This window comes from Williamsia sp. 1138 (assembly GCF_002095435.2).
In the GTDB taxonomy this organism is placed as follows: Bacteria; Actinomycetota; Actinomycetes; order Mycobacteriales; family Mycobacteriaceae; genus Williamsia.
In genome coordinates this window covers 275,761-295,856 of sequence record NZ_MJEJ02000053.1, presented here as the reverse complement: position 1 = coordinate 295,856, position 20,096 = coordinate 275,761, and the positions used below count along the sequence as shown (strand labels likewise).

Genomic DNA, 20,096 nt, shown 5'->3' with positions numbered 1-20,096 from the left:
CGACCCGCAGTGAGTGCCGACGAGTTGCCCGCCTCGCAACTCCGCCGAGGCGGAGAACTGGGCAAGGTCGCCGCGCACTCCGCGATGAGGCGAGTCCGTTCGCGGGCGGCGACGCTCGGCGGATCCCATGATGAGCGGCGCCTGCGCGCGGAGCAGGACGCGCTGGCCGCCGCCGAAGAACTGATCACCGTGCTCGGGTCGATGAAGGGCGCGGCGATGAAGGTGGGACAGTTCCTGTCCCTACTCGACCTGGACATGGTGCCGAGGTCGGCGCGCGGTGCGTTCAACCAGAAGCTGGCCATCCTGCGCGACAACGCACCTCACGTTCCGAACGAGACGATGCTCGGGGTGCTCGAAGAAGAACTGGGCCCCAAGATGTCCGAGTTCACCGACATCGATCCCGAGCCCATCGCCGCGGCCTCGATCGGACAGGTCTATCGCGCCACGTTGACCGATGGCCGCGCGGTGGCAGTGAAGGTGCAATACCCGGGCATCGACCGGGTGGTCCGCGCCGATCTCAAGAATCTGGCGATCGCGCTGCGCCTGTACAAGAAGCTGCTCCCGACGGTCGACCCGCAGTCGTTCGTCCGGGAGATCACGGGCAACATCCTTGCCGAACTGGACTACGAGGCCGAGGCCGACAATCAACGCCGGCTGTCGATTCGATATGCAGGGCATCCATTCATCCAGATCCCGGAGGTGATCGAAGGCCTCTGCACCACCAAGGTGCTGACCACCGAGCTCATCACCGGCATCGGGCTCTCCGAGGTCGCCGGGCTCGATGCCGAGACGAGGGACCAGGTCGGCGAGGTGATCTACCGCTTCTATTGCGGCAGCATCCACACCGACGCCACGTTCTGCGGCGACCCCCATCCCGGCAATGTCATCCTCGCCGACGACGGCCGCGTCGCGTTCCTCGACTTCGGTTCGAGCAAGACCATGTCGAAGGGTTCATTGAAGCTCGAGCAGCAGTCGCTGATCGCCGCCAGGGCGGGTGATGCGACCGCGGTCGCGAGCGTTCTGCGCCGCGGCGGTGTCCTGGTCAACGAGGAATCGATCACCGACGAGGACGTGCTCGATTACGTCCGGGACTCCACCTGGTGGCACATGAACGACGAGCCACTGACCATCACTCCGCAGATAGCGAACACCGCGATGATCGCCGCCGTCCACCCGGCCACCGACTACGGCGGACACGCTCGCGAACAACGGTTCCCGGAGGAACACCTGATGGCCCGGCGCGTGGAGTTCTACACCTGCGCGATGCTCGGCCAACTGGGCGCAACCGCGAACTGGTATCGCATCGAAGGTGAGTGGCTGACCGCCGCCGAGCCGGAGACCGAACTGGGACAGATCGATCAGTGGTGGCGCAGGCGAACGTTCAGCGACTGACAAACCCCGATTTTGGTGCCTTTCGGCGAGCGTTTCCCCAGGTGGCGGTCGCCAGGACCCACCAAGATCGGGTCAGCGGTCGAGTTCGGTGACGATCGAATCGACCACGGCGACCATGTCACCCGTCTCGGCGAACTTCTGACGCTGCCGCTGGTACGACCCACCTCGAACCGGGATCTGCGCCACGGACGCCAGTTCGTCGACACAGTCGAGGTCCTTCGCGATCGGCGCGAGCCGGGTCAACATGTCGGTCAGATCGTCGGTGACCAGACGCTCGTTGCAGTCACTGTCGGTGATGATGATCGCGTCGAGTCCGTAACGAGCTGCGCGCCACTTGTTTTCCTGCACCAGCCAGGGAGCCATCACCGGCAGTTGTTCCCCGGCATCCAGGCGCCGGTCCAGATCGACGACGAGACAGTGGATCAACCCCACCAGCCCGGCGAGCTCGGCGATCGTGGACACCCCGTCGCACACCCTGATCTCCACGGTGCCGAGATTCGGAGAAGGGCGGATGTCCCAGCGGATCTCGTTCAGGTGCTCGATGATGCCCGTGTGCATCTGATCGCCGACGAACGCCTCGAACTCACTCCACTGCTGGAACTGGAACGGCAACCCGGCCGTGGGCAACTGCTGGAACATCATCGCGCGATTGCTGGCGTACCCGGTGTCCTGGCCGGACCACATCGGCGACGACGCGGACAGCGCGAGGAGATGCGGGTACTGGTTCAGCAGCGACGAGACGATCGGTAACACCTTGTCGCGGTGGTTGATCCCGACATGGACGTGCACACCCCAGATCAGCATCTGTCGACCCCACCATTGGGTCCGCTCGATCAGCTCGGCATACCGGTGCCCGGGCGTGAGCTGCTGGGTGGACCACTGCGCGAAGGGATGAGTGCCGGCCCCGAAGAGATCGACGCCGATGTCGTCCGCGATCCCACGAACCACCGCGAGCGACTCGGACAGGTCGGCGATCGCCTCGCCGGTGTTCCGGCAGATGCCCGTGACCAATTCCACCGTGTTCCGGAGCAACTCCTTGTGGATGCGATCACCAGAACTGGGGTTGTCGAGTTCACTGACCCGCTCGAAGAGTCGAGCTGCCGAGTTCGACAGATCGCGCGACTCCTTGTCGACGAGCGCGAACTCCCACTCCACACCGATGGTCGGCTTCGGTGAGGAGTTGAACTCGATCGGCCGGACGTTATTTATTTCAGCTCTCTTCGATCGCGGTTTATCTCAGCTCTCTTCGATCACACCGCAGGCGATCCGCTTGCCGGCGTCGCCGGTCATCAGCGTCTCTTCGTCCGGTGCCGGCGCGTACTTGGTCGGGATGTTACCGAAGTTGTCGGGCTTCTCGTGGATCACGATCGCGGTCTCGAGGATCTGCTGGATGTCGAAACCATCGGTGGCGGTGACGGTTTCGCCTTTGCCCTCTTCGTTGATGTAGATCGACACGAGATCACCGCTGGCGGGGTGGCTGGTGTTGCCGTCGACCTGGAGGTGGCTGCCCGCGGACAGGAAGTCACCCGGAGCACCGCCCGAGGGTGCCGTCGAGTTGGGCTCACATTTACCCACGGCGTGCAGGTGCATCGCGTGGAAGCCGGGCGCGAGGTTCTCGGCCTTCACGGTCACGATCACCGAGCCCTCGCTGCTCTCGAAGCTCGCCTCGCCGGCCGGCTGCCCGTTCGGCTGCCGCAGCGTCGCAGTGGCCTCGCCGCCCTCGCTCGGCTGTCCGACGCCGCCGACGTCGACAGGTGCCCGGTCGCCGGTGACGACGCTGGGCTGCGTGCCCTTGGCATCGGTCGGATTCTCGTCAGGACTGCAGCCTGCCAACAGGAACGCGGCCACCGCGACCGGTGTCAACAACGCGGCAGTCCGCCGCACGGTGGTGAAGTTCTTGAGCGAGCGCTGCGCCATGGTTGGGCTCCCTTGTGGTCGGGCGTGTCGCCGGTTCTACCGTCGGTAGTAGGTCAGCGAAATCATAACTGGTTGTTCTCGGGGCCTGGCCGACCGCATGGCCCACCTACCGGGTGACCACGATCAGCGGCAGTCCCCGTGGGCATTGGTCGAAGGCGGATGGCCGGGGGTCCACGGAGACATCCCCGCCGAGGTCTTCGGCGAGCTGCTCGGCGGCGTCCTGTTGGCCGGCGCTGTAGAAGACCGTGTTCTCGGTGATGCTGGCCGACTGCAGGTTGGCCGGGGTCGCAGTGTCCCAGCCCAGGTCCTCGACCTGCCGCGCATACGTTTGGCCGAGGCCGCCGATCGCCCCGGCGTTGAACACACACACCTGGGGGCGATCCGGATCCACCGACCTGCTGGTCGAGGCACTTGTTGTCGTACTGGATTGTGTCGGCGCCTCGGAGGATGAGGATGTCGCCTGGCGACTCTGCGCCGCCTCGAGACCTGCCTCCGGATCTGAATCGCCGGTGGCCGCCGAGTGCCAGCCCAGCCCGATGAAGACCACCGCGATCGCGAGCAGCAACATGGCGCCGGCGCGAAACGGCAGGTGTGGGGGCTCGGACTTGGTCATTGCGCCCACCTTACGAAACATGACGACCGCACGACAATTCCCGGACTGGTCAGGTGACGTCGAATCCGAGACGCCGGGCAGCCCGGGCCTTCTGCCTGCTGGCCCGCAGACGACGGAGGCGCTTCACGAGCATCGGATCGGCCGCGAGCGATTCGGGACGATCGACCAGAGCATTGAGAACCTGGTAGTACCGCGTCGCAGACAGACCGAACAGTTCCTTGATTGCTTCTTCTTTCGCCCCGGCGTACTTCCACCATTGCCGCTCGAAGGCCAAGATGTCATGCTCACGCCGGGTCAACCCGTCGGCCCCAACCTCGCCTGGACCGAGCTCTGCGTGGTCGTGGTTCGCGTTGTCCGCCTGCCCGGATTGCTTCTGGTCTCGCGCGGTTGCGCCGTCCATCTCGCTCCCTTGAGAATCGGTCCTACTCCACCCCATCGCCACACGTCGCTTGTCGATATCAACGGCGTGAATTACAACAGTGTGGTTCGCAGTACATCTAACCACGCCGCCAAAGGAATTCGCGCGATGGCTTGCCGAGTAATCTGACCCTCATGGCAATTCTTCCCATCCGCATCGTCGGTGATCCGGTGCTGCACAATCCCACTGAATCCGTCGCACTGGACGAGGCCGGCAAGCCCCCCGCCGACGTGGTGGCGCTCCTCGACGACATGTACGAAACCATGGACGCCGCCAACGGCGTCGGACTGGCCGCGAACCAGGTCGGTGTCGGCCGCCGATTCTTCGTCTACGACTGCCCAGAAGGCAACGGCCGCGGCGGAGCGCGTCGTCGCGGCGAGGTCATCAACCCGGTGCTGGAGACCTCCGAGATCCCGGAGACGATGCCCGACCCCGACGACAACGACGAAGGCTGCCTGTCGGTGCCGGGTGAACAGTTCCCGACCGGCCGCGCCGACTGGGCGAAGGTCACCGGCGTCGACCGCAACGGCGACAAGGTCGAGATCGAGGGCAAAGACTTCTTCGCCCGGATGCTGCAGCACGAGACAGGGCACCTCGACGGTTTCTTGTACGTGGACGTACTCATGGGCCGCAACGCCCGCGCCGCGAAGAAGGCCATCAAACGCAACGGCTGGGGCGTGCCCGGCCTGACGTGGCTCCCAGGTGAGGACGAAGACCCCTTCGGTCACGATGATGATGAAGAGTGACTCCGTCACGGATGACGAGTGACCCCGTGCGGAAACATTCGAAGTGACTCCGTCACGGGGTGATCGGGTGGTGGTCCGGTTCCGCAAAGGGCCCGGAGCACCCGCCGACTGGCGCGGCGACCCCTCGGCGACGCTGAGCGACGTCACCGGCGTGCTCGACGGCGACACTCCTGACCTGGTGATTCTTCGCGGCGACGAACGCGTCGTCGTGCCCGCAGAACTCGTCGTCGCAGTGAAGGTGCTCTCCGACAAACCGGTACGCAACTCGGGGATCAGGTCACTCGAGGTCGCTGCCGCACGCGGGTGGCCCGGGGTCGAATCGGAGATGATCGACGGCTGGCTGGCTCGCGCGGGTGGCGGATTCACTCGCCGGGCGAACTCAGCGGTGCCGTTGGAGATGGGCGCGCGACTCGATTCGCAGACCATGGACCGGCTGCGCGAGTGGTACCGGGTTCGGGATCTTCCGATGAGAATCGCAGCGGTCACCCGGCTGCTGCCCGGGTCGCACGTCTCCCCCGCCGACTATGTGATCGACGTCGACGTCCTCGTGGCACCGGTCGGGGCGGCCGCGTCGAACATGGGCGCCGAGGTGACGATCGACGAGACGGCGTCGGCCGAGTGGGTCGCCGCGTACGTCGGTCAGCGCGGAGGTGCCGACCACTCGGTTGCCGGAGCCGTTGTCTGCGCCGTCGACGACGGCCGACTTGGTTTCGCGACCGTCCGCGACATCGATGGTTCGCTGCTGGCGATCGGACGTGGCGCCGTCACGACCGGACTCGGCAACGACGTCTGGCTGGGTCTTTCAGCGTTGTGGACCGCACCGGATCGCCGCGGTGAAGGGCTGGGTCGCGCCGTCACGTCGGCGCTGGAGCGCTGGGGCGCCGACCAAGGTGCCGCGCAGACCTATCTACAGGTGGAGACCGGCAACACCCACGCGCGAGAGTGGTACCGACGCATGGGTTTCGGCCTCCATCACAGCTACGGGTACGTCGAGTACCCCTGACCCACAGATGCACACGGTTGAGTCATATGCACACGTTGCAACGTGTGCATATGACTCAACGATGTGCTTTTACGTGAACCGTTCGACGTAGCGGCGCTGCCACGGCATCTCGACGGCCTTCGGCGAATAGTGAGCCCGGACGTAGGCCACAGCCTCACCCGCAGGCACCCCATCCATCACCGCGAGGCAGGCGAGCGCTGTTCCGGTTCGGCCCTTGCCGCCACCACACGCCACCTCCACCCGCTGAGTCTGCGCCCGCGTCCACACCTCCCGAAAGGCGTCGGCCGCGTCGGCTCGATCGGCCGGCAGCCAGAAATCCCGCCACCTCACCCAACGGCTGTCCCATTCCACAGTCGGCGGTTCTTTACCGAGGAGGTACAGCCCGAAATCAGGGGTGGGTCCAGCCGGCGATCCATCACGTAATCCTCGACCACGCACAGTCCGCCCCGACGGCAGACGCAGCAGACCTCCGGTGCAGTTGTCCCAGGTAGTGGCCACCTTTTCACCCTAGGTGACGGCTGGAGCCACGAGGCCGGGGCTCCGCCCACAGCGAACTCTAGTGACGAATCATTGCAACGGTGTAATCATGTAATCACTACGAGAAGGAGTCACCATGAAGAACACATCACGCGGACCCGGCGGCGGACGGCGCGGCGGCTGGCAGCAGGCAGAACTACCCGACGCATCCGATGCGTCCGGCTGGTTCGCCGGACGCCTGCCCGACGACTGGTTCGAGGGCACAGCCGAGGTCACCGTCGACCGCGACGAGATCACGGTCATCGGCACCCTGACTGCGCCGGAGTCCGAGGAGAGCACGGCATCGGCGGCCGCAGAAGGTCGCGCGTCGCGCTTCCGCGAAGACACCCGCAGCGAACGCATGACCATCGCCGACGAAGCGCAGGCTCGGTACGCACGTAAGGTCTCCTGGGGCGTCCGCGTAGGCGGTCAGCGAATCTTGTTCACCCACATCGCCGTTCCGGTCATGACCCGGCTACGGCAGCCCGAACGCCAGGTACTCGACACCCTCGTCGACGCCGGCGTCGCCCGCTCACGCGCCGATGCGCTGGCCTGGTCGGTCAAGCTCGTCGGCGAACACACCGAAGAGTGGCTGAGCAAACTGCGCTCAGCGATGGACGACGTCGACACCTTGCGCGCCGAGGGCCCGGGGCTCTAGGTCCACCCGAAATTCGCGCCACCTGCGCGCATTCGCGTCAGTTGCACCTGGCGCGGACGCAGGGACGTGGCGCGTATTCTCAAGCATGGTCGGTGATGGCGCGGCTGTTGTCTTTGAGATCGACTCCGCTGCGCCCCAACTGGCGCGCACCTTCGATGAGGGCAGCGCACACCCGGGCGGCGTCGGCGTAGCCGAGCCCGCCGGGTGGATGGATGTTGGAGATGCAGTTACGTTCCGAATCAGCACGCCCTGGGCGCGGCAGGTGTGTGAGATAGATACCCACGCTGTCGGCGACCGACAGACCCGGGCGCTCCCCGATGATCACGATCAACGTGCCGACCTTCTGCGCGGCTCCGATGTGGTCACCGAGCGCGACCCGGGCCTGCGTGGCTATCACCGGTGGTGCGATCGAATACTTGTGCGCCAGCACGTCTTTGAGGGCCGATAGCAACCCGGTCGCATGTTCGGCCAACGCAATGGGCGAGAGCCCGTCGGCGAGAACAAAACCCACATCGGCGTCGACCTCGGAGAGCTCACCCAGATCGGCCGGGGTCCGGCCCAGATCGGGTCTGCGCAGATACTCGCTGCGGTCGGAGGCTTGGCTCGTCACGACGATCGGCGACCCCAGCTCCAACTTCGCCACGTCTGCGGCGAGCGCTTCGGCGTCAAGAGGCTGATGCACCGCATCGCGCGCCGCAGCATGGGCAGCGGCGAACTCCAGAACCCGGGTGGTCGGTAACGAATCCCCGGTGCGTCCCAAGCCGATTCGTGCTGCGGTTCGCAGCCGCAGGGCATCCCACAATTCACTCATCAGGCCACCGGCCCGGTGAGGGCCCGAAGCGGAGACGCTTCAGGTTGCAGATCCAGGACCCGGCCGTCGGCACCGAGCATCCCCACCCGGTCGAGCCACGCCTCGAACTCCGGCGCCGGCTTCAAACCCAGTGTGCGACGGGCATACAGCGCGTCGTGAAAGGACAGGCTCTGATAGCCGAGCATCACGTCGTCGGCGCCAGGAACGGTGATCACGAACGGCACCCCGGCGACGCCGAGCAGGGTCAGCAAGTTGTCCATGTCGTCCTGGTCGGCCTCGGCGTGGTTGGTGTAGCAGACGTCGACGCCCATCGGCAGACCGAGCAGCTTGCCGCAGAAGTGGTCTTCGAGCCCGGCACGCAGAATCTGCTTGCCGTCGTACAGGTACTCCGGCCCGATGAACCCGACAACAGTGTTGATGAGCAACGGATCCAGTTCACGCGCAACGGCATACGCCCGGGTCTCGAGGGTGTGCTGGTCCACCGGTTTGTCGCCGGTGCCGAAGTGGGCACCGGCGGACAACGCCGAACCCTGACCGGTCTCGAGGTACATGACGTTGTTGCCGACCGTGCCGCGTTGCAGCGACTTCCCCGCCTCGTTGCCCTCCCGGAGGACAGCCATGTCGACCCCGAAGCCCTTGTTCGCACCCTCGGTCCCGGCAATCGACTGGAACACCAGATCCACGGGGGCACCCGCCTCGATCAACCCGATCGTCGTCGTCACATGCGAGAGCACACACGACTGCACCGGGATCTCGTATCGCTGCCGGATGTCGTCGAGCAGATGCAGCAGTTCCGAGGTCGCATGTGGCGAGTCGGTCGCCGGGTTGATCCCGATCACCGCATCACCGCAACCGAGCAACAATCCATCGAGTGTCGCGGCAGCGATCCCGGTCGGGTCATCGGTCGGATGGTTCGGTTGCAGCCGGGTGGTGAGTGTCCCCGGTAGCCCGATCGTCGTCCGAAACGCCGACACCACGCTCACCGCCCGCGACACCGCGATCAGATCCTGATTACGCATCAGCTTGCAGACCGCGGCCACCATCTCGGGCGTCAAGCCACGCGAGACCGCCGCGAATGTCGCCGCAGCGACGTCCGCCGGGCCTGACGCCACCTCGAGAAGCCAGTCCCGCAAACCACCGACCGTCATCGACTTGACCGGCGAAAAGGCGTGCGTGTCATGGGTGTCCATGATCAGCCGGGTGATCTCGTCGGTCTCGTACGGAACCACTGCTTCATTCAAGAACACCGTCAGCGGCACATCCGCCAGCGCCCACTGCGCCGCGGCTCGCTCGGTGTCGGACTCGGCCGCGCAGCCTGCCAACTCATCTCCACTGCGGGCGGGTGTCGCTTTCGCCATCAGCTCGACGAGCCCGTCGAAGACGTAGGTGGTTCCGGCCAGGGTGTGCTGGTAACGACTCATGGTCGGTTCATCCCACATCGCTTTCGGCTGCGGCGAGCATCGCGAACTCTTCGTCCGGCGAGTTCGCGACCAGGTGCTTACGACTGTAGAGGCCGAAGTACGCCATGAAGGCCACAAACGCGACCAGACACCAGAGAGCTGCAGTGGTGTCGACGAGGAAGGTGGCGATGACCGAGATGATCGCGATGACCAGGGCGAAACCGGTGGTCGCGATGCCGCCCGGCGTCCGGTACGGGCGATGCATGTCGGGTTCGCGAACCCGCAGCACGATGTGGCTGACCATCATGAGCACATAGCTCAATGCCGCGCCGAAGACCGCCATGTTCAGCAGGATTGCGCCTTCGCCGGTGAACGTCAGCGCGAACCCGATGATGCCCGGGATGATCAAGGCCCAGGTCGGCGCCTTGCGGCTGTTGGTCACCGACAGCGCACGCGGCAGGTACCCGGCCCGCGACAGCGCGAACAGTTGGCGCGAGTACGCGTACATGATGGAGAAGAAGCTCGCGATCAATCCGGCCAGGCCGACGTAGTTGACGACGGTGGCTGCCGTGCCGTCGATGGCGTCTACCAGCGGGTTCACCGATTCGCCGACGCCCTGCGCACCGAGTGCGCCGGTCGCCATGAACAGCACCAGCGCACCGGTGAGCAACAGGACGCCCATGGCCGCGATGATGCCGCGCGGCACGTTCTTCTCTGGATTTTCTGCTTCCTCGGCCGCCAGCGGTACACCCTCGATGGCGAGGAAGAACCAGATGGCGAACGGGATGGCCGACCAGACGCCGAGGTAGCCGAACGGCAGGAAGTCCGACGAACCCGCAGCATCAGGATCGGGTGCGATATCGGTGAGCAACGAGGCGTCGAAATGGCTGATCGCCGCGATGCCGAAGATCACCAGACCGACGAGGGCGATGGCGGTGATGACGAACATGGCCTTCAGCGCTTCGCCGGCGCCGACGAGGTGGATGCCGATGAAGATGATGTAGACGGCGAGGTACACCCACCAGCCATCGGATATCCCGAACAGATCGAGCGATTCGACATAGCCGCCGATGAAGGTCGCGATGGCGGCCGGGGCGATCGCGTACTCGATGAGAATGGCCGTTCCGGTGGCAAAACCACCCCACGGACCGAGTGCTCGTCGGGCGAACGTGTAACCGCCGCCCGCGGCCGGCAGGGCCGACGACATCTCCGCCATACCCAGGACCATCGCCAGATACATCGCCGCGATGATGATCGCGGCGATGAGCAGACCACCGAAGCCACCTTCGAGCAGTCCCGCGTTCCAGCCTGCGTAATCGCCCGAGATCACATAACTCACACCGAGTCCGGCGAGCAACACCCAGCCGGCGGTGCCTTTGCGGAGTTGTCGTTTCTCCAAGTACTCGCTGGAGGCAGCGGTTTCAGTCATACGCAACGATAGCCAGCAACTGAAACCGTCGTGTTATATCGACTTTTCCTACGTGTTTCGTACTTTTTGTTCGACAATCCACCCGTATTCGCGCCAAACACCCGAATTCTCGACGGATGGCGCAAACGTTGGTGGGTCAGGTCGGGGCCGGTACCGCCATCGAGTGAGGGAACTCCACGGATCGGTCCTGGAACGACAGGATGCTCGGGTTCTGGACCACACCCTCCCGGATCTCGATCGCTCGCAAGATCGTCGGCGTCTGATCCCACTGGTCCGGACCGCCCAGAACCGACGGCAGATGCGGCAGCAGGGCCTCGCTGATCTCCCACGTCGCCGAGTCCCACAGGTACGAGGGACTGTGATCGACCGCGTAGTAGAGCACACCCTTGCCCACGGTGAACGCCGGCTCTTCGAACGTCGTCGGCAGGGCCCAGCTGAAGCCCATGCCTTCGTCGCACGAGACATCGATGATCAGGGTTCCCGCTGGGAACGCCGGCAGGTCCGTCTCGTCGAGGAATGTCAGGGGCGTATCGGTGTTCTGCAGAACGCAGTTCACGATGATGTCGTTACCCGCCAGGAACTCGGCGACCGGGAGTCGCCCCGACGGTGTCTCGGCCCACATGCTGTGCGGGTCACGCGGATCGCCGTACTCGAGTTGCACGATCTGCGTCGAGTGGATGGGTGAACCGACCGCTGCCACGTCGCGGTTCGTCAGCACGTGCACATCGTCTACCCCGTGTGCGTTGAGCGCGGTCACCGCGCCGCGCGCGGTGGCACCGAATCCGATGACGGTGGCCCGCAACCGGCGGCCGTAATCTCCGGTCTTGCCTGCCAACTCGAGGGCGTGCAGCACCGAACAGTATCCGGCGAGCTCATTGTTCTTGTGGAACACGTGGAGCGCGAATCCGCCCTCGTCGGTCCAGTGGTTCATGGCCTCGAAGGCGATGAGAGTCTGGCGCCGGTCGATGGCGATCTGGGTCAGCTCTGTGTCCTGAACGCAGTGCGGCCAGCCCCAAATGGTCTGGCCCACGCGCATTTCGAGGAGGTCTTCGGCCTGCACCTTCGGCAGCAGGATCACGTCGCACTCGGCGATGAGCTCCTCGCGCGTGCCGATACCGGCCACGAGTGGCCGCAGATCGTCGTCGGTGACGCCGAAATGCTCGCCGTAGCCGTGCTCGAGGCGGATCAAAGAGCGCAGTGCGGGCTTGATCTTCTCGAAGTGCCGCGGATGGATGGGCAGGCGCCGTTCGTTCTCCTTCGCGGAGTGAGCCAGTATTCCGATCGAAAGGGTGGGGATTTCAGCAACTTTCGGCAATTCAGCGCTTTTTGTTGCCGGTGAAGATGGTCTCGCCCGGGGCGGCGTCTGCCTTCCCCTTCTTGATCGCACGCTTTTCCTTCAGGGACTTGCCGGATTTCTTGGTCATACCTTGACGTGGCGACTTGTCGGCCATGTGGCGATCCCTTATTTGAGAACCTGATAGGTTCCGATCTCCCCAGGGTACGCCCCTGGCACCTGCCGCCTCCGGGCGCGGCCCACCGGTGCAGGGCCGTGTGGAAAACTCGGGGACATGCTTCGCATCGCCACCTGGAACGTCAACTCCATCCGCGCCCGTAGCGAGAGGGTCGTCGATTGGCTCGAGAGGGCAAACATCGACGTCCTCGCCATGCAGGAAACCAAGTGCAAGAACGAGCAGTTCCCCGAGATGGGGTTCGCCGCCGCCGGCTACGAGCTCGCCACGGTCGGTTTCAGCCAATGGAACGGCGTCGCCATCGCATCCCGCGTCGGCCTCGAGGACGTCGAGTCCAGCTTCGAGAACCAGCCCGGTTTCAGCAAGGACGCCGAGGCGGACCCCGCAATCGAGGCCCGCGCGATCGGTGCCACCTGCGGCGGAGTGCGGGTCTGGAGCCTGTATGTCCCGAATGGCCGCACGCTCACCGACCCCCACTACACTTACAAGCTCGAATGGCTTGCTGCACTGCGTGATACCTCCGCGAAGTGGCTCGCCGACGACCCCACCGCGCAGATCGTCCTCAGCGGCGACTGGAACATCGCTCCCACCGACGACGACGTGTGGGATCCGGCCCTGTTCGCCGACAAGACACACACGTCCGAGCCCGAGCGCGCGGCGTTCAGCGCGATGACCGAGGTGGGCTTCACGGACGTCGTACGGCCCTTCACTCCCGGACCCGGGGTGTACACCTACTGGGACTACACGCAGCTGCGTTTTCCTCGCAAAGAAGGCATGCGCATCGACTTCAGCCTGTGTTCACCGGCGCTCGCGGCCCGCGTCAGCGGCGCCGAGATCGACCGACAGGAACGAAAAGGCAAGGGCGCCAGCGATCACGCGCCGGTCATCATCGACGTGGCGTAGAGCTGGGCTGCTGGGTCTAGGCGTTCTCGGGCCGCTCGGCCAGTTCGTCGGCCACTTTGCGCAGGGTGCGTCCCAGCACTTCGCGTTCGGCCTCGTCGAGACCCTCGAGCGCGGTCTCCAGTGCTTGCACCCGGCGGGACCTGCTGCCCTTGATCAGGTCGGCACCTGCCTCGGTCACCGCCAGGAGACTGGCCCGGCCGTCGTCCGGGTCCGCGGTCCGCGCGATGAGCCCGTCCCGTTCGAGTCCTGTCACGATGCGCGACATCGTCGGCACTGTCACGTTTTCGCGTTCGGCGAGTTCCGACAACCGGATCGGCCGGCCGGCGTCGATCAGGACCCACAGCGCCGACAGCGAGCTGAGCGGCTGGGAGTTCTGGCCGGTCCGCGACCGCAGCGATCGAACGACACGCGCCAGGTCGCGGTACACCGAAGCGGCCGAAGCACCCTGCAGATCCATCACCGTTTTCCCGTCAGTTGCGCAGCCGCGACGGCGCCGTCCTCATCGGTCCGCGCCTGCGACAAGTCGTCGTCCACATAGGTTACCGGCGCCACCGCCGAGGCGACCGCCGCGATCACCATCATCACCGCGGCCGCGACGAACACCACGACCAGGCCGTCGTGGAACGGCTCGGAGATCAGATTCGGGAAGAAGCTCTGGCCGGTGAGGGTGTCGGCGTCGACCGCGGGTGTGGACAATTCGCCGCTGTCGGCGAGCAGTTCTTCGATCGGGTTGTATCCGAGGAACGCCGCGAACAGGCTCCCGACAGGTGGCAGGTCCGCGGCCTGGCCGGCGGCCCCGGCCGAGACGCCGTGCGTCATCAGCCCGTCACGCAGCGCGGACGGCAGATGCTGGGCGAGCCCCACCACCATCAGAGAGAAGAAGACACCGATCGACAACGCGTTGCCCGAGTTCATGAAGGTCGCTCGCACGCCCGATGCGGCCCCGCGCTGCCGGGCCGGGACACTCGACATGATCACTGCGGTGTTCGGGGACGCGAACAGCCCGGACCCGACGCCGTTGAGGAAGATGAGCAGGGCGAACAGCCAGTAGTCGAAATCGACCGGGATCTCCAGCAGCGCAATGAACGTCGCCGCCACGACCAACGATCCGCCGGCGGAGAACCATCGGGCGCCGTATCGGTCGGACAACCACCCCGCGACCGGACCACTCACCAGAAAGCCGACCGTCAAGGGCAGCAGGTAGATCGCCGACCACAACGGTGTCGACTCGAAATCGTAGCCGCGCAACGGGAGCCAGATGCCCTGCAACCAGATGATCAGCATGAACTGCAGTCCACCGCGACCGATCGCGTTCATGAAACCCGCGAGATTGCCCAGGCCGAAGGCCGGGACCTTGAACAGCTTGACGTCGAAGATCGGGTCGGTGACCCTCGTCTCGACCACGCAGAAGGCGACGAGAAGGAGCACTCCGACAGCGACACCACCGAGTATCCACGGGCTCGTCCATCCGGTGGCCTTCTCTCCGTAGGGCTGGATGCCGTACGTGATGGCGGTCAGCAGCACGGTCAGTCCGATTCCGAAGAGGATCGTGCCCGGCCAGTCCAGTTTCCCCGCGTTGCGGCTTCCCACCTCACGCAGCGACCGGATACTCCACAGCGTTCCGGCGATACCCAGCGGAACGCTCACCCAGAAGACCGCGCGCCAGTGCCACTCCGAGAGCAGCCCACCGACGATCAGCCCGATGAACGATCCGGCGACGGCGGCAACCATGTTGATTCCCAACGCCATTCCCCGCTGCCGCGAGGGAAATGCATCGGTGACGATGGCTGCCGAGGTCGCCATCAGCATCGCACCGCCCACACCCTGGATCACCCGGAAGGCTATGAGCCAGATGGCTCCGAGGTCGCCGACGAAGGGGTCGATGGACAGCAGCACCGCACAGACACTGAAGACGACGAACCCGAGGTTGTAGATCTTGACGCGGCCGTACATGTCGCCGAGGCGGCCGAAGGTGACGACCAGCACCGCCGATGCGAGCAGGAACCCCATCAACAGCCAGAGCAGATAGCTGACGTTGGCGGGTTCGAGGGGGTTCAGACCGATCCCGCGGAAGATGGCAGGCAGAGAGATGATGACGATCGAACTGTTGACCGTCACCAGCAACATCCCGAGCGTGGTGTTGGTCAGTGCCACCCACTTGTAGCCGGGGTGCTCGCTGCTCATCCGACCTGTGGTGATGTCTGCCGTCATGAAGGCGCCCCCGGGCACTGGTGGTTAGTTGTACGACTACAACTAAATTACGGCCCAGGCACTGCTCACGCAAGCCGGCGAGAACCTACCGGAGGATCTGCCACATCCTCCGACTGTGGCCACATCCTCCGGCTGCAACGGGAGGGCCTGGCAAAGTCCGGAGGTCAGTGGGTGTGCAACCAGAGGATCACGACGAGCCCGATGGTGACGACAAAGGCGGCGATGATCGCCGATACACCGACGGCGACCAGCACCGTTGCAGAGTTGATGCCGGCGGACGCGGCGTCCTCGTCCTGCGGTTCGCCCGATTCCCAGGGAGCGATCTCCTGGGTGACATCGTCTTCGTCCGACTGCTGCATCGGGCAATTAGAGCATGTCGCGTCCCTCGGAGTGAGTGAACCCTAACTCAGGCCTCTCCGATGATTCTCGAGCCGTAGAGCTTAGGCTAAGCTCACCGTCATGAGCAGGGGACTACAAGGGCTGGTACTCAAGGCACTCGGCGCTGATGACTACGAACTGACCGTGACCGGCAAGCAGCAGGTCACGGACAGTTACGTCCGGATCAGCTTCAAGGCCGGTGGTCTGCTCGGTCACCACGATCGCCACCCGACCCAGTGGATCCGGTTGTGGATACCGAACGGCGACAAGCAACAGCAGCGCGGATACACCCTGGTCGACCCAGACGAAGCCGCCGACACCTTCGACATCGAGTTCGCGCTCCACGACGGGCCGGCCGCGAATTGGGCAGTGGCCGCAGAGGTCGGCGAGACCATCGGCGCCACTGTCATGGGCTCGAAGTTCGCGATCCCCGACCCAGCGCCGTCGGAGTATCTGATCTTCGGTGATCCTGCCGCCGTACCCGCGATCAACTCCCTGCTCGACGCGATCGGCGACGTCCCCGCCCGGGTGTGGCTGGAGTGGCAGCACGAATCGGACAAGAACCTGCCTCTGAAAGCGACGTCCGCGACCACCGTGGAGTGGGTCGAGCGCGGCACCAAAGGACAGGCCCTCCGCGACACTGCCGCACGACTGTCGGTCACCCCCGACGCGTTCGGATGGGTGGCCTGCGAGTTCTACACCACCAGGGACATCACCAAGTCGCTCAAGAGCAAATTGCCCAAGACATCGGTCAAGTCCCAGGCCTACTGGAAATGATCAAGAGAGATGAATCCATGCGAGCCCGCTCGAACCGCCTGACCGCCCTGCTCGCACTCTTTGCGGCACTGACTCTCACCGTCACCGCCTGCAGTTCACCGGAGGAGGACTCCGGCAACGGGGCACCCATCCAGGTGAACACTCCGATGGGCCCGGTCACGATCAACGGCGTCCCCAAGAACATCGTCACCATCGGCACCCAATGGACCGACGTGGCACTGGCTTTCGGCGTCACCCCTGTCGCGTACCTCGACAACGTCGAACTGCTGACCAAGGCCCCGACGCCCTGGGTCGGTGACCGGCTCGAATCCTCGGAGGCCATCGACCCCTCCCGCGACGTCGCCAGCCAGGTCGCGGCCGTCGATCCCGACCTCATCGTCTCGACGGATTTCGGCGACCAGACAGAGACATTCGCCAAGCTGAGCAAGCTGGCCCCCACAATCCCTTCCATCACCGGCAAGCAGGTGGACCCGTGGGAAGAGATGGTCGTCTTCATGGGCACCGTGCTCCGGGAGCCCGAGAAGGCGCAGCAGATCATCGATGGCGTCAACAGCAAGATCGACGGGATCAAACAAGCCAATCCGGGATTGGCCGGCAAGAGCTTCGCGCTTGCCTGGATCCTCACCAACGATCAGATCCAGGTGTTCGGTGATCCCGCCGACGGTGCGGCCGAGGTGTTCACCTCGATGGGCATGACCATGGCACCAGAACTGCAGAAGATCTTCGAGCGCGACGGACAGCCGCGGTTCCCGATCTCCACCGAGAACGTGCCAGAACTACAGTCGGACATGATGATCCTGGCTGCCAACTCACCGGCGCTGAACGAAAAAATGAAGACATTGCCCGGCTACTCGGCTCTCACGTCTGTGAAGAAGAACGCCGTCGCCGAACTCAGTGTCGCCGAGGTCAGCGCCATCAACCAGCCATCACCGCTATCGCTTCCGTTCGTACTCGAGAAGATGACCCCGGCATTCGAGAACGCCGCGAAGTGACGGCTCCACCCGCGACCGGCCGCGAGTTGGCATACGCCTTCCGTGCGGGGGCGTCCGCGATGACCGCACCGGGAGGCGTTGCGGTGCTGCTACCAGCGAAGGAACGACTCACCGCCCTCACGCCGGCGCAGGTGCAGACACTCAAGGTACTGGGCCGGGGACGGGTGGCCCTGGGCGATCTACCGGGCGCCGGGGCCGATCCCACGGTGACGCGGCTACTGGACGACCTGGTCGGCCGAGGACTTCTGTCGGTCACGGTGCGCTGGGCAGGCCGCGACCTGTACACCTTGCGGCCCTTCGACACTCCCCCGCCCCGGCCGCCGGTGTCGCCCGACAGCACTGTGGTGGGGCAGCTCTCGAAGTTCGCGGTGATCCATCGAGTCGATGGTCGGTGCGTGGCCGAGCATCCGTTGTCATGGTGCGACGTCGAGATCCACGACGCGGGCGTGCTGGCGGTACTGGCCGGTCTGCCCGAGGCCGATCCGCCCGCGCCCCACGTCATGGCCGAGCTCGCGCGGGACCTGACGTGGGCGGGTTTCACCGCGCAGGCCGGTGTCGAGGAGTCCGAGTTCGCCACCCGTAGCTGGGGCGCACACGAGTTGTGGTTTCACCGCAACAGCACCTTCGGTGTGCGCGCCAAGGATTGGGGACGGTTCGGCCCGACAAAATGGGCGGCAGGTGCGTATCCACCCCTGCCGGCGCGCAAGCCTGCGTATCCGGGGCCGGCCGTCGCACTGAAGGACGCAGACCTCGACGAACTGCGCGTCACCGGCGACGCCCTCACCAGCGCCATCGAGGATCGCGCATCCTGCCGCGACTTCGACACCACGTCGGCTCCGACCCTCGAGCAGCTCGGCGAGTTTCTCTTTCGCACCCACCGCAACCGAAAGTTGCGGGTGATCGGCGACGAGGAATTCGGTTCCCGGCCCTATCCATCTGGCGGTGGACTGTATGAACTCGAGGTGTATCCCGTTGTGCGCGAATGCCAGGGAGTGACTCCGGGCATGTACCACTACGACTCGTTCGACCACGTCCTGCGCCCGGTGACCGACATCGAGAATCCCGCGATCGCCCGGTTGCTGACGCCGTCGTCACTCACCCTCTCCGGCGGGCAGCTACCGCAGATCCTCTTCGTCTTCGCAGCGCGCGTCGGGCGGGTGATGTGGACCTACGAGCAGATCCCCTACGCGGTGATGCTCAAACACGTGGGAGTGCTCACCCAGACGATGTCCTTGGTCGCCACCGACATGGGACTGGGCACCGTCGCCCAGGGTTACTGCGACACCGCCGCTTTCGCCGAGCTGGCCGGGGTGGACGAACTCACCGAATGCGCACTGGGCAGCCTCGTGCTCGGCACCCCGAAACCCTGAGCTCGCCTGCTTTCACCCACCCGTTTCAGCGTCACCCACCGGAAACTCCAACGGGCCGGCCCGAAAACGGGTGGGTGGACGCAGCCGATATCAGGTCTTCGCGTCTGCACCGGCTTCTGCCTCGTTGGCCGCCTGCGCGGCCCCCGACCAGGCGATGACCATCGCACCGGCCACCGCGACGACAAAACCCAGCACGGCCAGCCAGGTTCGGCCGGGTACCGCGTCGTCGCCGAGCCAGATGATGCCGATGACCGACGGGATGACGGTCTCACCGACCACGACCGCGGCCGTCGCCGAGTTCACCGAACCGAGTTGCAGGGCGACGGTGTTGAGGTAGTAGCCACCGACTCCGGCAAGCGCGATCGCGTAGGCCGCAGGGTCGCTGATGATCTCGACCAGGTCGAAGTCCGAGATGCCGTGCAGGATCCGCACAGACACCGCGACCACACCGAACATCGCTCCGGCGCACAGTCCGGCGGCGATGGCGACGCGGGATCCGAGCCACCGGACAAGTGCCGACGAGGTCGCGAACAACACGACCGCCGCGATGAGCACACCCCAGTGGAACCAGGTGCCGTCGTGTCCATGACCGTCCTGATCGGCGGACAGCCCGATCGCGCACAGGGCTGCGACCACCGCGCCGATGGCGATCCAGTCGCGTGGCAGCAACTTGATGCCGAGGACGAAGATCCCGAGGATCGCCGTGACCACCAGATACGCGCTGACGATGGTCTGCGACAAGAACAGCGGCGCCAGGCGCGAGCCCACGGCGTTGCCCGCGAATCCGACGACGTCGAGGCATGTTCCGGCGATGAAGGCCGTGGTGAGGACCGCAGCCAGCGTCGAGCGCATCGTCGGCCCACCCGTCGCGGTTTCCAGGCCTGCGGTCTCCCCGCGCGAGAGGGCGTCGTCTTTGGACTTGCGGGCACCGTAGGCCTGCAGCACCGATGACGTGCCATATGCGATACACGCGAAAAGTGCTGCCAGAACGCCGTAAACCATGGGTTGAGTATGACCGATCCCGAAGTCGGAGGACGTGATATCTCCTCCGACTCCACTCAGGTCCTCCCGTTGCGGACGGAGGAAGTAGCCG

Annotated in this window: 22 protein-coding genes; 8 read left to right on the top strand and 14 right to left on the bottom strand. The window is 65.2% G+C overall.

Features of this window, described 5'->3' with window-relative positions; translation table 11 throughout:
* The first annotated feature begins 9 nt into the window (after nucleotides 1-9).
* Entirely contained in the window at nucleotides 10-1,392 is a 1,383-nt protein-coding gene (locus BH683_RS26300; protein WP_084839222.1) for an AarF/ABC1/UbiB kinase family protein, read from the top strand.
* 72 nt (nucleotides 1,393-1,464) lie between these two features.
* On the opposite strand, the gene BH683_RS26295 is transcribed toward BH683_RS26300, so the two are convergent.
* The 4 genes from BH683_RS26295 to BH683_RS26280 all read right to left on the bottom strand — a co-directional run bounded on the left by BH683_RS26295 (nucleotide 1,465) and on the right by BH683_RS26280 (nucleotide 4,322).
* The gene (locus BH683_RS26295) at nucleotides 1,465-2,601 is read right to left on the bottom strand and encodes a glutamate--cysteine ligase (RefSeq protein ID WP_084839221.1); all 1,137 of its coding nucleotides are present in this window, start codon (nucleotides 2,599-2,601) and stop codon (nucleotides 1,465-1,467) included.
* A gap of 27 nt (nucleotides 2,602-2,628) precedes the next feature.
* Entirely contained in the window at nucleotides 2,629-3,309 is a 681-nt protein-coding gene (locus tag BH683_RS26290; RefSeq protein WP_084839220.1) for a superoxide dismutase family protein, read from the bottom strand.
* A 106-nt stretch (nucleotides 3,310-3,415) separates the two neighbouring features.
* Nucleotides 3,416-3,922, bottom strand: a complete 507-nt coding sequence (locus BH683_RS26285) for a LytR C-terminal domain-containing protein (protein WP_246833601.1) — start codon at nucleotides 3,920-3,922, stop codon at nucleotides 3,416-3,418.
* A gap of 49 nt (nucleotides 3,923-3,971) precedes the next feature.
* Nucleotides 3,972-4,322 carry a DUF3263 domain-containing protein gene (locus tag BH683_RS26280; RefSeq protein ID WP_084839219.1) on the bottom strand — a complete coding sequence of 117 codons (351 nt, stop codon included), beginning with the start codon at nucleotides 4,320-4,322 and terminating at the stop codon, nucleotides 3,972-3,974.
* A gap of 152 nt (nucleotides 4,323-4,474) precedes the next feature.
* Here BH683_RS26280 and BH683_RS26275 point away from each other — a divergent pair, with 152 nt between their 5' ends.
* Complete coding sequence (locus BH683_RS26275) at nucleotides 4,475-5,086, top strand: peptide deformylase (protein WP_084839218.1); 612 nt, start codon at nucleotides 4,475-4,477, stop codon at nucleotides 5,084-5,086.
* A gap of 43 nt (nucleotides 5,087-5,129) precedes the next feature.
* Nucleotides 5,130-6,089: a GNAT family N-acetyltransferase gene (locus tag BH683_RS26270; protein ID WP_084839217.1), complete on the top strand. Its 960-nt coding sequence runs from the start codon at nucleotides 5,130-5,132 to the stop codon at nucleotides 6,087-6,089.
* Between the two features lie 69 nt (nucleotides 6,090-6,158).
* Here the strand turns inward: BH683_RS26270 and BH683_RS26265 are convergent, their stop codons facing one another.
* Entirely contained in the window at nucleotides 6,159-6,587 is a 429-nt protein-coding gene (locus BH683_RS26265) for a protein phosphatase (protein ID WP_084839216.1), read from the bottom strand.
* 115 nt (nucleotides 6,588-6,702) lie between these two features.
* Here BH683_RS26265 and BH683_RS26260 point away from each other — a divergent pair, with 115 nt between their 5' ends.
* Nucleotides 6,703-7,263: a hypothetical protein gene (locus BH683_RS26260; RefSeq protein WP_084839215.1), complete on the top strand. Its 561-nt coding sequence runs from the start codon at nucleotides 6,703-6,705 to the stop codon at nucleotides 7,261-7,263.
* 79 nt (nucleotides 7,264-7,342) lie between these two features.
* Here BH683_RS26260 and eutC read toward each other — a convergent pair whose 3' ends face one another.
* The 5 genes from eutC to BH683_RS29190 form a co-directional block, all read right to left on the bottom strand.
* The gene (gene eutC, locus BH683_RS26255) at nucleotides 7,343-8,074 is read right to left on the bottom strand and encodes an ethanolamine ammonia-lyase subunit EutC (protein WP_084839214.1); all 732 of its coding nucleotides are present in this window, start codon (nucleotides 8,072-8,074) and stop codon (nucleotides 7,343-7,345) included.
* Entirely contained in the window at nucleotides 8,074-9,495 is a 1,422-nt protein-coding gene (locus tag BH683_RS26250; RefSeq protein ID WP_084839277.1) for an ethanolamine ammonia-lyase subunit EutB, read from the bottom strand. The genes eutC and BH683_RS26250 overlap by 1 nt, the downstream gene beginning before the upstream one ends.
* A 7-nt stretch (nucleotides 9,496-9,502) precedes the next feature.
* Complete coding sequence (gene eat, locus BH683_RS26245) at nucleotides 9,503-10,903, bottom strand: ethanolamine permease (protein WP_084839213.1); 1,401 nt, start codon at nucleotides 10,901-10,903, stop codon at nucleotides 9,503-9,505.
* Nucleotides 10,904-11,039: 136 nt separating this feature from the next.
* Nucleotides 11,040-12,218, bottom strand: a complete 1,179-nt coding sequence (locus tag BH683_RS26240; RefSeq protein ID WP_084839212.1) for a N(5)-(carboxyethyl)ornithine synthase — start codon at nucleotides 12,216-12,218, stop codon at nucleotides 11,040-11,042.
* Nucleotide 12,219: 1 nt separating this feature from the next.
* Complete coding sequence (locus BH683_RS29190) at nucleotides 12,220-12,354, bottom strand: hypothetical protein (RefSeq protein WP_272874215.1); 135 nt, start codon at nucleotides 12,352-12,354, stop codon at nucleotides 12,220-12,222.
* Between the two features lie 117 nt (nucleotides 12,355-12,471).
* Here BH683_RS29190 and BH683_RS26235 point away from each other — a divergent pair, with 117 nt between their 5' ends.
* A complete protein-coding gene (locus tag BH683_RS26235) occupies nucleotides 12,472-13,275 on the top strand; it encodes an exodeoxyribonuclease III (RefSeq protein WP_084839211.1) in 804 nt (267 codons plus the stop codon).
* Nucleotides 13,276-13,291: 16 nt separating this feature from the next.
* Here BH683_RS26235 and BH683_RS26230 read toward each other — a convergent pair whose 3' ends face one another.
* The 3 genes from BH683_RS26230 to BH683_RS26220 form a co-directional block, all read right to left on the bottom strand.
* Nucleotides 13,292-13,732: a MarR family transcriptional regulator gene (locus tag BH683_RS26230; RefSeq protein WP_084839210.1), complete on the bottom strand. Its 441-nt coding sequence runs from the start codon at nucleotides 13,730-13,732 to the stop codon at nucleotides 13,292-13,294.
* Complete coding sequence (locus tag BH683_RS26225; protein WP_084839209.1) at nucleotides 13,732-15,486, bottom strand: MFS transporter; 1,755 nt, start codon at nucleotides 15,484-15,486, stop codon at nucleotides 13,732-13,734. Before BH683_RS26225 ends, BH683_RS26230 begins: the two co-directional genes overlap by 1 nt.
* Before the next feature lie 164 nt (nucleotides 15,487-15,650).
* The gene (locus BH683_RS26220; RefSeq protein WP_084839208.1) at nucleotides 15,651-15,845 is read right to left on the bottom strand and encodes a hypothetical protein; all 195 of its coding nucleotides are present in this window, start codon (nucleotides 15,843-15,845) and stop codon (nucleotides 15,651-15,653) included.
* A gap of 100 nt (nucleotides 15,846-15,945) precedes the next feature.
* Here BH683_RS26220 and BH683_RS26215 point away from each other — a divergent pair, with 100 nt between their 5' ends.
* The 3 genes from BH683_RS26215 to BH683_RS26205 are packed head-to-tail and all read left to right on the top strand — an operon-like array spanning nucleotide 15,946 to nucleotide 19,003.
* Nucleotides 15,946-16,641 carry a siderophore-interacting protein gene (locus BH683_RS26215; RefSeq protein WP_084839207.1) on the top strand — a complete coding sequence of 232 codons (696 nt, stop codon included), beginning with the start codon at nucleotides 15,946-15,948 and terminating at the stop codon, nucleotides 16,639-16,641.
* Nucleotides 16,642-16,658: 17 nt separating this feature from the next.
* Entirely contained in the window at nucleotides 16,659-17,633 is a 975-nt protein-coding gene (locus BH683_RS26210) for an ABC transporter substrate-binding protein (RefSeq protein ID WP_084839276.1), read from the top strand.
* Entirely contained in the window at nucleotides 17,630-19,003 is a 1,374-nt protein-coding gene (locus BH683_RS26205) for a SagB family peptide dehydrogenase (protein WP_246833600.1), read from the top strand. Before BH683_RS26210 ends, BH683_RS26205 begins: the two co-directional genes overlap by 4 nt.
* A gap of 90 nt (nucleotides 19,004-19,093) precedes the next feature.
* Here the strand turns inward: BH683_RS26205 and BH683_RS26200 are convergent, their stop codons facing one another.
* Nucleotides 19,094-20,005, bottom strand: a complete 912-nt coding sequence (locus BH683_RS26200) for a hypothetical protein (protein ID WP_084839206.1) — start codon at nucleotides 20,003-20,005, stop codon at nucleotides 19,094-19,096.
* Nucleotides 20,006-20,096: the final 91 nt, after the last annotated feature.

Coding starts and splice junctions, on each gene's coding strand:
- BH683_RS26220 (WP_084839208.1), bottom strand. CDS start 15,845: ATGCAGCAGTCGGACGAAGACGATGTCACCCAGGAGATCGCTCCCTGG.
- BH683_RS26210 (WP_084839276.1), top strand. CDS start 16,659: ATGCGAGCCCGCTCGAACCGCCTGACCGCCCTGCTCGCACTCTTTGCG.
- BH683_RS29190 (WP_272874215.1), bottom strand. CDS start 12,354: ATGGCCGACAAGTCGCCACGTCAAGGTATGACCAAGAAATCCGGCAAG.
- BH683_RS26200 (WP_084839206.1), bottom strand. CDS start 20,005: ATGGTTTACGGCGTTCTGGCAGCACTTTTCGCGTGTATCGCATATGGC.
- BH683_RS26280 (WP_084839219.1), bottom strand. CDS start 4,322: ATGGACGGCGCAACCGCGCGAGACCAGAAGCAATCCGGGCAGGCGGAC.
- BH683_RS26230 (WP_084839210.1), bottom strand. CDS start 13,732: ATGGATCTGCAGGGTGCTTCGGCCGCTTCGGTGTACCGCGACCTGGCG.
- BH683_RS26215 (WP_084839207.1), top strand. CDS start 15,946: ATGAGCAGGGGACTACAAGGGCTGGTACTCAAGGCACTCGGCGCTGAT.
- BH683_RS26285 (WP_246833601.1), bottom strand. CDS start 3,922: ATGACCAAGTCCGAGCCCCCACACCTGCCGTTTCGCGCCGGCGCCATG.
- BH683_RS26290 (WP_084839220.1), bottom strand. CDS start 3,309: ATGGCGCAGCGCTCGCTCAAGAACTTCACCACCGTGCGGCGGACTGCC.
- BH683_RS26225 (WP_084839209.1), bottom strand. CDS start 15,486: ATGACGGCAGACATCACCACAGGTCGGATGAGCAGCGAGCACCCCGGC.
- BH683_RS26235 (WP_084839211.1), top strand. CDS start 12,472: ATGCTTCGCATCGCCACCTGGAACGTCAACTCCATCCGCGCCCGTAGC.
- BH683_RS26275 (WP_084839218.1), top strand. CDS start 4,475: ATGGCAATTCTTCCCATCCGCATCGTCGGTGATCCGGTGCTGCACAAT.
- eutC (WP_084839214.1), bottom strand. CDS start 8,074: ATGAGTGAATTGTGGGATGCCCTGCGGCTGCGAACCGCAGCACGAATC.
- eat (WP_084839213.1), bottom strand. CDS start 10,903: ATGACTGAAACCGCTGCCTCCAGCGAGTACTTGGAGAAACGACAACTC.
- BH683_RS26260 (WP_084839215.1), top strand. CDS start 6,703: ATGAAGAACACATCACGCGGACCCGGCGGCGGACGGCGCGGCGGCTGG.
- BH683_RS26250 (WP_084839277.1), bottom strand. CDS start 9,495: ATGAGTCGTTACCAGCACACCCTGGCCGGAACCACCTACGTCTTCGAC.